Raw genomic sequence first — 10,424 nt, forward strand, 5'->3', positions numbered from 1 at the left:
GGTTAGGGTGCGGGAATGGTGGGTGGTGAGGTGCCGGGGCGGGCGGACGTCGTGGTCGTGGGGGCGGGGCACAACGGGTTGGTCTCCGCGATCCTGCTGGCTCGGACCGGGTTGGACGTGCTGGTGCTGGAGGCCACCGAGGTGATCGGCGGGGCGACGCGCACCGAGAACCCGTTCCCCAAGGTGCCCGAACTGCGTCACTCCACCGGGTCGTACCTGCTCGGACTGATGCCGCCGGAGCTGCTGGCCGCGCTCGACGTCCGCATCCCGGTGCTGCGCCGCGACCCGCACTACTTCCTGCCCACCCCCGGCGGGGTCGGCTCGCCGTACCTCCTCTTCGGCACCGACACGCAGGCCACCCGGGCGCAAGTCGCCGAATTCTTCTCCCCCGCCGACGCCGCCGCCGACGAGGCGTTGCAGGCCGAGCTGGCCGCGCTGCGCGAGGACCTCGCCCCGGCCTGGCTGGCCGAGCCGCTCAGCGTCGAGGAGACCGCCGAACACTACATCCGCCCCGCGCTGCGCCAGGTCTTCGTCGACCTGGTACGCGGCTCCGTCGCCGACTACCTGGCCCGCTTCGACTTCCACTCCGAGCTGCTGGTCAGCATGTACGCGGTCACCGACGGCCTGTCCGGGCTCAACGCCGGCCCCGACGACCCCGGCACCGGGCACAACTTCCTGGTACACAACATGTGCCGGCTGCCCGGATCGGGCGGCACCTGGATGATCGCCGAAGGCGGCATGGGCACCGTCTCGCGGATCTTCGCCGACGCGGCCCGGGCTTCCGGCGCCCGGATCGTCACCGGCGCCCCGGTCGCCGCGATCACCCTCGACGGGGGTGCCGCCCGGAGCGTGGTGCTCGCCGACGGTCGCCAGATCGACGCCGAGGTGGTGCTCGGCGCCTGCGACCCGTACCGGCTGATGGAGCTGCTGCCCGACGGCGCGCTGCCGACCACGCTCAGCGGGCGGATGGCGGCGGTCCGGCGCACCGGCAGCACCCTCAAGCTGAACCTGGCGCTGCGTGGCCTGCCCCGCTTCTCCTGCCTGCCCGAGAGCGCGCCGAGCCCGTTCGGCTCCACCATCCACCTGCTGCCCGGCTCGGCGACGCTGGCCGGCGGCACCGGCGAGTCACCGATGGCGGCGCTGCGCGCCATGTGGGCCGAGGTGCGGGCCGGGCGACTGCCGGCGGAGCCGACCATCGAGTGGTACCTGCACACCACCGTCGACCCGTCGCTGGCCGACCCGGCCGGGCACCACTCGTCGGCGCTGTTCGTCCAGTCCGTGCCGTACGAGTTGGCCGGCACCACCTGGGACGCCCAACTGCCCGGCTACGTCGACCAGCTGGTCGGGATCTGTGAGCGCTACGCCCCCGGCGTTGGCGACCTGATCGCCGACGCGGTGCCGCTGCCGCCGCCCGGCATCGAGGCGCACTTCGGCATCACCGGCGGGCACATCCACCACATCGACAACACCGTCTCGTTCGCCGACCGGATGCCCTACGCCACCGGCGTGGACGGGGTGTACGCGGGCAGCGCCGGATGCCACCCGGCCGGCAGCGTCATCGGTGCCGCCGGCCACAACGCCGCCCAGCGCATCCTCGCCGACCTGGGTCGGTAGCGGCACCTCAGCTCTCCGGCTGGGTGGCCTCCGTGACGGGAGCCTCCTCGCCGACCCGGTGGGCGCGGACCTTGTGGCCGACGCTGGTCAGGCAGCGCCCGCTGGGCAGGTCGAACCGCCAGCCGTGCAGCTGGCAGGTGAGCTGGTCGCCGTCGACGATGCCGAACCGGCTCAGGTCCGCCTTCAGGTGCGGGCAACGCCGCTGCACCACCCAGTCGCCGATGGTGATGTCCTCGGCGTCGACCGCCCGCTCGTGCTCGTCGTACCAGCCCTCGGCGTACTGGAGGCGCTCGCTGGACAGGCACTTGAAGAAGGCGTACACGAACTCGTTGTACTGCCCGATCCGGGCGGCGGAGAAGCGGCAGGACAGGAAGAGCGAGTTGACCCAGTCCACCTCGCCGATGTGCAGCAGGTGCTCCACCAGCGCCCGCTCGGTACGGAACCGGTAGCGCACCTTCTCGTCGGCGTACGGGCGCACCTGCTTGCCCGGGAAGTCCACCACGATCGACTCGACGCTCTCGCCCTCGTAGCCGACCAGGTCGAAACGGACCGGGCCGCCAACCCCCTTGGCCAGGTAGATCGACTCGTCGAGCAGCGGTTCGACACGCCGCTTCAGCTCCTTGAGCACGTCGACCTCGGGGTGCCGCCAGGACGCCTTCTCCGCCTCGATGATGGGTCGCTTGCGCTCGCGCATCTCCTCCAGGTGGGCGACCTTGTCGGCGAAGAACTCCTCCACCGGCATCGGGTGGGTGGTCGTGGCCCCGGTGGTGGTGACCTCGGTGACGCTGCCGGGCAGCAGCACGATGCCGTTGGTGCCGCCGACCTTGGCGTACTCGGACAGGAAGACCGACTGGTCGGGGAAGATGTTCCCCTCGTCACCGAAGATGTCGTTGAACTGCCACAGCTCGTCGTCGAGGAAGCACGGCGGGCCGGCGATCGGGAAGACGTGGTCGGCCTTCAGGTCGTCGATGTAGCGCCAGGTACGGTCGAACTGCCGGTCCCGCTTCTGCTTGCCGAACGCGGTCTTCGCCGCGTTCGGCAGCTCGTAGACCATCGGATACCAGATCGCGCCGGAGAACTGGAGCAGGTGCGCGTGCACGTGGCCCAGCTCGGCGAAGGTGCTCAAATCGGTCGGTCGGGCGTCGTTCTGGTTGAGCAGCCGGACGCCGTCGTACTCCACCCAGAGCGAGGAGTCACCGATCGGACCGTCGGTCGGGCTGGTCAGCGCCTGAATCATGATCTTCAGGCCGCCGTCCAACTCGACGACCTCCTCGTTGCGGGTCTTCAGGAAGTTCGTGAAGCCCAGCGCGCGGAACTCGTCCTCCATCTCGGAGGTGGGAAACTCGGGCAGCAGCACTGTCGCCCTCTTCGACACGTACCGCTTCAGATGCGCCGCGTCGAAGTGGTCCCGGTGCAGGTGGGAGACGTACAGGTAGTCGACGTCGCCGAGGGCCTCCCAGTCGAGCTGGGAGTTGTCGGGGAACGGGAACCAGGAGGCGAAGTAGGCCGGATTGACCCACGGGTCGCACAGGATGCTGCCCGCGGCCGTGTCGATCCGCATGCTCGCGTGCCCCGTACCGGTCACTCGCACCGCAGTTCCCCCTCAAAAAGACAATCAAGGTGTACGCCCCAGAACGCTACCGGAGGCAGTCTGGTCCTCGCCCCGCGACGCCGGTAGTGCCGTGCCACCCACCAGAGCGGGACCTATCGGCCCTGGCCGGAAACCTTCGCGGGGGACGTGCCAGACTAGCCGGAGATCCGTTCGCGAGGAAGGACCGACAGTGGCAGGCAGCGAGCCGGTAACGTCGCCAGACCAGCACAAGCCCGGGCACCGTAAGGCCGGGCGGATCGGCGCGGTGCTCACCGCGTTCGTGCTGCTGGCCATGCTCTGCGGCAACCACGAGGGCAGGGTCGAGAATTTCTGGCTGATCGGCCTGGCCGCGCTTCTGCTGCTCATCGTGATCGGTGACGTGGTGCTGCGCCGCAACGGCCTGCGCTCCTGACGATCCGGGCGATCTGCGACGCGGGCCCCGCGCGCTGAGCGTTCGGTCTCCGCGCGACGACCTGTCGGCCCATCGCCGCAGTTACCTGTGCGATGCGCGAGGGCCCGCTCCGGTTCCCGGAGGCGGGCCCTCGCGCATCGCTGTCTGTCAGCGGCCGAAGAGGATGTCCTGCACGTTCTTCAGCGCGGCGTCGACCTCGGCCTCGAAGTAGCCGCCCTGCACCAGCCCGAAGCGCAGCGTGTCCAGGTCCTTCGGGTTCACCGGCATCTGGTTGCGCCCGGACATCCCGCCGAGCAGTGACTCGAAGAACCGGTCCACCTGGTCCGGGTCGTATCCGCTGCCGAAGCGACGGACCTGAAAGCTGCGCCGGATCTGGTCGACCCGGTAGAGGTCGCTGCCGGGCGGGCCGGCCATCGGAGGCCCACCCATCGCGGGACCGGCCATCGCGGGCGGACCGCCCATCGCCGGAGGGCCGCCCATCGGAGGCCCGCCGAGCGCCTGCTGCGGCAGGCCCGGAGGGCCCGCCGGGCCACGCCGGGGATCGCGGTCCGGCAGCCTGATCTCGGCGGTCATGTCCGTACGGCCGTGCCGACCCGCCTCGAACCCGTCGAAGCGCTGCTCGTCCGGCGGACCGTAGCCGCCGGGACCGTCCGGCGGACCGTAACCACCCGGCGCGTCCGGTGGACCATAGCCGCCGGGGCCGGCGGGCAGTCCGCGCGGCGGAGGCCCGCCGTGACCCATGCCGCCCGGAGGAGGACCCGTCGGCGCGCCCGGGCCCATCGGCGCGGCGGCACCACGCGGGCCGTCGTAACCACCCCGGGGTGCGTTGTCGTACCCGCCGGCGAAGGCGCCCGTCGGCTCGTCGTAGCGGCCATAGGGCGGCCCGGCCTGTGCCGGCATCGTCCGGGGCGGCATCGGTGGCTGCGGCACCGGGGACATGCCGCGGTCGTCACGCATGCCGGGGCCCATCCGCTCCATCGGGCCCATCCGACCGTCGCCGCGAGCGGACATCCCGCCGCGCTCCTCCAGCTCCGCCAACTGCCGCTCGACGCGGTCGAGGTGCAGGTCGACCTGCCACTCGTCATAGCCGTTGAAGCGAACCCGGAAGACGACGTCATGGACCTCCTGCGAGGCCACCGGCGCTCCGACCGGCTGCCCGGCGAGTGTCGCCTCGACCCGGTCCAGGAAGGCGTCAACCTCGTCAACCTTGTATCCCCGGCGGAGCGCCTTACGCCGGAAACGCTGACCCTGACTCGCCACTATGTCTCCTGGTCTCGTTCGCCACGCCCGGTCACGCCGTCATCTCCCCGGCCGGGTCGGTGCCACTGTCCTGCGCGGCGGCCAGTTGCCCACATGCTCCGTCGATCTCGCGACCCCTGGTGTCCCGCACCGTGGTGGACACCCCGGCGTCGCGCAACCGCCGGACGAACTCCCGCTCGACCGGCTTCGGGCTGGCGTCCCAGCGGCTGCCCGGAGTCGGGTTGAGCGGGATCAGGTTCACGTGGGCCAACTTGCCGGCCAGCAGCCGGCCGAGCAGGTCAGCTCGCCACGGCTGGTCGTTCACGTCCTTGATCATCGCGTACTCGATCGACACACGACGACCCGTGCGGGCCGCGTAGGCCCAGGCGGCGTCCAGCACCTCGCGTACCTTCCAGCGCTGGTTGACCGGCACGAGTTCGTCGCGCAGCTCATCATCGGGGGCATGCAGCGACAGCGCAAGAGTCACGGAGAGGTCTTCGCTGGCCAGTCGGTGGATGGCCGGCACCAGCCCGACCGTGGAAACGGTGATGTGCCGCTGCGACAGGCCGAGCCCCTCGGGCGGCGGCGCGACCAGGCGGCGGATCGCGGCGATCACCCGGTTGTAGTTCGCCAGCGGCTCCCCCATGCCCATGAAGACCACATGCGACAGCCTCGGCGGTGACCCCGCGACCTTGCCGGAGGCGGCCACGCCCGCCAGGTAGACCGCCTGGTCGACGATCTCGGCGGTGGAGAGGTTGCGGGTCAGGCCGGCCTGACCCGTCGCGCAGAACGGACACGCCATGCCGCATCCGGCCTGGCTGGAGATGCAGACGGTGACCCGGTCCGGGTAGCCCATCAGCACGCTCTCCACCAGCGAGCCGTCGTGCAACCGCCACAACGCCTTGCGGGTCGCGCCGTCGTCGCAGGCCAGCTCGCGGACCGGGGTGAGCAGTCGGGGCAGCAGCTGGTCGGCCAGGCGGTCACGGGACGACGCCGGCAGGTCGGTCATCTGGGCGGGATCGCGGACCAGCCGGCCGAAGTAGTGAGTGGAGACCTGTCGGGCCCGGAACGCCGACTCGCCCAGCTTCGTGACCAGGTCCTTCCGGCCGTCGAGGTCGAGGTCGGCGAGGTGTTGCGGTGGCATCGCGGCCCGACGCGCGCCAGGCGCGTCCGGGTCGACCGGCATCAGGGGAAGACTCGTCATGGCAGGTCCAGTCTGGCACGCCCGGCTCGGAACGCACTCCGGCGGAGGTGCCGGATCCGCGTCCGCCTCGTCCGTGCCCCGATCCCGTCGGCGTGGGCCATGCCTCAGCTCACCGCCGGAACGAACACCACGAGCAGCAGGTACGCCGTCGGCAACGCGAACAGCACGGAGTCGAGCCGGTCCATCAGGCCGCCGTGGCCGGGCAGCAGGTTGCTCATGTCCTTCACGCCGAGATCCCGTTTGATCATCGACTCGGCGAGGTCACCGAGGACCGCAGCGCCGGAGACCGCCATCCCGAACACCGCACCCCACCAGGGCGCCACGTCGAACAGCAGCCAGAGCAGTACGGCACTGCCTGCCGCCGCCGCGCCGACCGAGCCGGCAAAGCCCTCCCAGGACTTCTTCGGGCTGATCATCGGGGCCATCGGCCGCTTGCCGAAGTTGGCGCCGGCCGCGTACCCACCGGTGTCGGAGAGCACCACCGCGACCAGCGTCACCAGCACCCGCAGCGCACCGTCACCGGGAGACGAGGCGAGCAGGGCGGCGAAACCGCCGAGGAACGGTACGTACACCGAGATCAGGGTCGCCGCGGTCATGTCCCGCCGGAGGTTGGCCGTACCGTCGCCGAGCCGCCAGACCAGGGTGCCCGCCACGGTGACCAGGAGGCCGAGCAGGAGCGCGTCCAGCCCGGCGAACCAGGCCAGGGTGACGGTGAGTACCCCACCGGCGACCAGCGGCACGAGCGGCACCTCGGCGCCGCCACGACGCACCGCGCGGGACATTTCCCAGATGCCGACGCCGAACGAGGCGGCCAGCACCAGCAGGAACGCCGGGGTGTAGAGGAACAGGGGCAGCAGGACCACCGCGCCCAGGCCCACGCCGACCGAGATGGCCGCCGGCAAGTTCCGTCCGGCCCGGCTCCCGCCCGGCTGGGTGGCTGGCCGGTCGGCGCCGGCCCGACGCCGGCCCCGGTGACGCCGGCCCGGGGCGTCCGCCCCGTCAGGCTGTGGTGTTTCGGCGTCCGCGTCCTCGGGCGGCACTGCCGCGAGCTGCGCGGTGGGCGCGTCGTCATGGTCCCGCACCGGCGTCATCTGCGCGGTGGGCGCGTCGCCGTGGTCCAGGTCGCGGACTTCGTTGCGCGCGTGCGGTGGCTGGTCCCAGCTGGCGGGTCCGCGCCCGTTCCGGCTCTCCTGGGTCGGCCGGTCGCCGACGTACCGGCCGCGTCGATCCGGGTCAGCGTCGTACGGCTCGCCGAACTCCGCGCCGACCGGGCCACCCCGGTCGTCGGGGCGGTGGGCATATGGGTGCTCGGACTGCGGGCCGGGGCGGGTGCGCGGGTTGGCGTACAGCTCGGCACCGGGCTGCGGGCCGCGGGCCCACGGACCGGGTTCCACATCCGGATCCGGCCAGGGCAGCGAGGTGGGTCGGTCCGGATGATCCCAGTCACGGGCCTCGGCGCCGCCGTAGGGGTCGAGGTGGGACATCACGCACCAGGGGAGAGCGGTACGAGATCCACCACTTGACGCACAACCACTACCATCCCCTACCCGCGCGAGGCGCTCCGTCTGATGTGCCGCCTGTCGGCTGGCCGATCCCCACCGTTCACCGTCGGGTCACCGGGAATCGTGCCGAGCCTACTGCACCCGTCCGCCCGGCAGGACGTACCGGTGTTCGCTCCCACCTGCTTGATCATGAGGTTGTCACCACGCCACACCGGCGACGAGGACCACAACTTCATGATCAAGCAGGTGGTGACCTCGGCGTCAGACTTCCAGGAGTTCGGACTCCTTGTGCTTGACCAACTCGTCGACGTGCGACACGTAGCGCTGGGTCAGGTCGTCCAGTTCCTTCTCCGCGCGACGGCCCTCGTCCTCGCCGACCTCGCCGTCCTTGACGAGCCGGTCCAGCTCTTCCTTGCCCTTGCGGCGGATGTTGCGGATGGCGACCTTCGCCTCCTCGCCCTTGTGCCGGGCTACCTTGATCATGTCGCGACGGCGTTCCTCGGTCATCTGCGGGAGCAGGATGCGCAGCTGGTTGCCCTCGTTGTTCGGGTTGACCCCGAGGTCCGAGTCGCGGATCGCCTTCTCCATCGCATTGATCTGCGAGTTGTCGTACGGCTTGATGATGGCCATCCGCGGCTCGGGAACCGCCACCGACGCCATCTGCGTCAGCGGAGTCGGGCTGCCGTAGTAGTCGATGATGACCTTGGAGAACATGGCTGGAGTCGCGCGACCGGTGCGGATGGCCCCGAACTCCTCCTTGGCGTGCTCGACCGCACGCTCCATCTTCTCCTCGGCCTCGAGGAGGGTGTCGTCGATCACCGGTCTCCTCGCCTCCTTCTTGTGCTCGTCGTGGGCTTGTCGGGTCACCGGGACCGCCGCAATCGCCGTCGGCGGTCGGCTCAGGTGGTGATCAGCGTGCCGATCTTGTCGCCACCCACGGCCCGGACGATGGTGTCGTCGCCCTGCGCGCCGAAGACCAGCATCGGCAGGCCGTTCTCCATGCAGAGGCTGAAGGCGGCCGCGTCGGCGACCCGGAGGTTGCGACGCAGCACCTCGGAGAAGGTGATCGCGTCGAACTTGCTGGCGGTCGGATCGATCCGGGGATCGGCCGTGTAGACGCCGTCCACGCCGTTCTTGCTCATCAGTACGACGTCCGCGTGGATCTCCAGCGCACGCTGGGCGGCCACCGTGTCGGTGGAGAAGTACGGCATGCCCGCGCCGGCGCCGAAGATGACCACCCGGCCCTTCTCCAGGTGCCGGATCGCCCGCAGCGGGATGTACGGCTCCGCCACCTGGGCCATCGTGATGGCGCTCTGCACCCGGGTCTCGATGCCCTCCTTCTCCAGGAAGTCCTGGAGGGCCAGGCAGTTCATCACCGTGCCGAGCATGCCCATGTAGTCTGCCCGGGCACGGTCCATGCCCCGCTTCTGCAACTCGGCGCCCCGGAAGAAATTGCCGCCGCCGACCACCACGGAGACCTGCACACCTCGGCGTACCACGGTGGCGATCTGCCGGGCGATGGCCTGCACGACGTCCGGGTCGACGCCGATGGCGCCCCCACCGAACACCTCGCCGGACAGCTTCAGCACCACCCGCCGGGCCCGGCCGGGCGGTGGTGCCGTCGGATCGTCCGCCGCCAACGTCCGGTCACTCACAACCTGCGTCATCCGCCCGTCCTTCCCCCACTGGCGCGCTCAGGTGCGCGTACCTGCCGCTGCCGACCTTATGGGACGAGGAGGCCGCGGTGTGTGTCGCGTACACCGGCGGCCTCCTCGTCTTGTCGTTGCTCCCAGCCCACGGGCGCGGTGCGCCCCGCGCCGGCTCAGGCCTGGCCGACCTCGAACCGCACGAAGCCGGTGACCTCGATGCCGGCCTCGGCCAGCACCTGCTTCACCGTCTTCTTGTTGTCGGTCACCGAGGACTGCTCCAGCAGGACGAAGTCCTTGAAGAAGGAGTTGACCCGGCCCTCGACGATCTTCGGCAGCGCGGCCTCGGGCTTGTTCTCCTCGCGGGCGGTCTGCTCGGCGATGCGCCGCTCGGACTCGATGACCTCGGCCGACACCTCGTCCCGGGTGAGGTACTGCGGCCGCATCGCGGCGATCTGCATCGCCGCACCGCGCGCGTCGGCGTCGCCCGCCTCGTCGGCCTTGCCGGTGTACTGCACCAGCACGCCCACCGCCGGCGGCAGGTCCTGCGCCTTACGGTGCAGGTAGACCGCGACGGTGCCGTCGAGCTTGGCGAAGCGGTTGAGCACCAGCTTCTCGCCGATCTTCGCGGACTGCTCCTGGACCAGATCGGCGACGGGACGACCGTCGATCTCGGTGGCGAGCAGCTCCTCGGCGTTGCTGACGCCGGCGCGCTCGCCGTGCTCGACGAGCTGCTGCGCCAGCGCGATGAAGGCATCGTTCTTGGCGACGAAGTCGGTCTCACAGTTGAGTTCGAGCAGCGCCTTGCCGGAGTGTGCGACCAGACCGTTCGCGGCGGTCCGGCCGGCCCGCTTGCCGACGTCCTTGGCACCCTTGACGCGCAGGATCTCGACTGCCTTGTCGAAGTCGCCCTCGGCCTCGGTCAGGGCCTTCTTGCTGTCCATCATGCCGGCGCCGGTCAGGTCGCGGAGCTTCTTGACATCCGCGGCGGTGATCTGGGACATGGCTCTCTCTTCGGTGTTGAGACTGCGTGGAATGGTCTGAGGTGGCGATTACCCGGTTCCGAGAGGTTCGTGCCCGGTCTACCCGCTGCCGGGTCACCGTCGGCGGAACGGACGGTGACCCGGCAGCGGTACGGTCACTGACCGGAGACGGCGGCCGGCTGCTCGGCGGCCGGCTGCTGCTCGGCCGCGGGCTGCTCGGCCGCGGGCTGCTC

9 protein-coding genes are annotated in these 10,424 nt (G+C 70.7%); 2 read left to right on the forward strand and 7 right to left on the reverse strand.

The genetic code is table 11. The features are described 5' to 3' along the window. Nucleotides 1-15 precede the first annotated feature (15 nt). Entirely contained in the window at nt 16-1,614 is a 1,599-nt protein-coding gene (locus tag AC2CHE_RS10665) for a phytoene desaturase family protein (RefSeq protein WP_484504732.1), read from the forward strand. Nucleotides 1,615-1,621: 7 nt separating this feature from the next. Here the strand turns inward: AC2CHE_RS10665 and AC2CHE_RS10670 are convergent, their stop codons facing one another. After that, the gene (locus tag AC2CHE_RS10670; protein ID WP_484504733.1) at nt 1,622-3,205 is read right to left on the reverse strand and encodes a Rieske 2Fe-2S domain-containing protein; all 1,584 of its coding nucleotides are present in this window, start codon (nt 3,203-3,205) and stop codon (nt 1,622-1,624) included. A 190-nt stretch (nt 3,206-3,395) separates the two neighbouring features. Here AC2CHE_RS10670 and AC2CHE_RS10675 point away from each other — a divergent pair, with 190 nt between their 5' ends. Then, nucleotides 3,396-3,617, forward strand: a complete 222-nt coding sequence (locus AC2CHE_RS10675) for a DUF2631 domain-containing protein (protein ID WP_484504734.1) — start codon at nt 3,396-3,398, stop codon at nt 3,615-3,617. 147 nt (nt 3,618-3,764) lie between these two features. Here AC2CHE_RS10675 and AC2CHE_RS10680 read toward each other — a convergent pair whose 3' ends face one another. From AC2CHE_RS10680 to tsf, 6 genes are all read right to left on the reverse strand, one after another. Continuing rightward, entirely contained in the window at nt 3,765-4,877 is a 1,113-nt protein-coding gene (locus AC2CHE_RS10680) for a DivIVA domain-containing protein (RefSeq protein WP_484504735.1), read from the reverse strand. Nucleotides 4,878-4,908: 31 nt separating this feature from the next. Next, nucleotides 4,909-6,060, reverse strand: coding sequence for a dual-specificity RNA methyltransferase RlmN (gene rlmN, locus AC2CHE_RS10685; protein WP_484504736.1), 1,152 nt, complete (start codon nt 6,058-6,060; stop codon nt 4,909-4,911). 104 nt (nt 6,061-6,164) lie between these two features. Continuing rightward, entirely contained in the window at nt 6,165-7,544 is a 1,380-nt protein-coding gene (locus tag AC2CHE_RS10690) for a phosphatidate cytidylyltransferase (protein ID WP_484504737.1), read from the reverse strand. A gap of 279 nt (nt 7,545-7,823) precedes the next feature. Continuing rightward, nucleotides 7,824-8,381, reverse strand: coding sequence for a ribosome recycling factor (gene frr / locus AC2CHE_RS10695; RefSeq protein ID WP_093402027.1), 558 nt, complete (start codon nt 8,379-8,381; stop codon nt 7,824-7,826). Nucleotides 8,382-8,461: 80 nt separating this feature from the next. Then, entirely contained in the window at nt 8,462-9,229 is a 768-nt protein-coding gene (gene pyrH, locus AC2CHE_RS10700) for a UMP kinase (RefSeq protein ID WP_484504738.1), read from the reverse strand. Nucleotides 9,230-9,384: 155 nt separating this feature from the next. Further along, nucleotides 9,385-10,212, reverse strand: a complete 828-nt coding sequence (gene tsf / locus AC2CHE_RS10705) for a translation elongation factor Ts (protein WP_484504739.1) — start codon at nt 10,210-10,212, stop codon at nt 9,385-9,387. Between the last annotated feature and the right edge of the window lie 212 nt (nt 10,213-10,424).

This window comes from Micromonospora sp. ATLC16 (assembly GCF_057196645.1).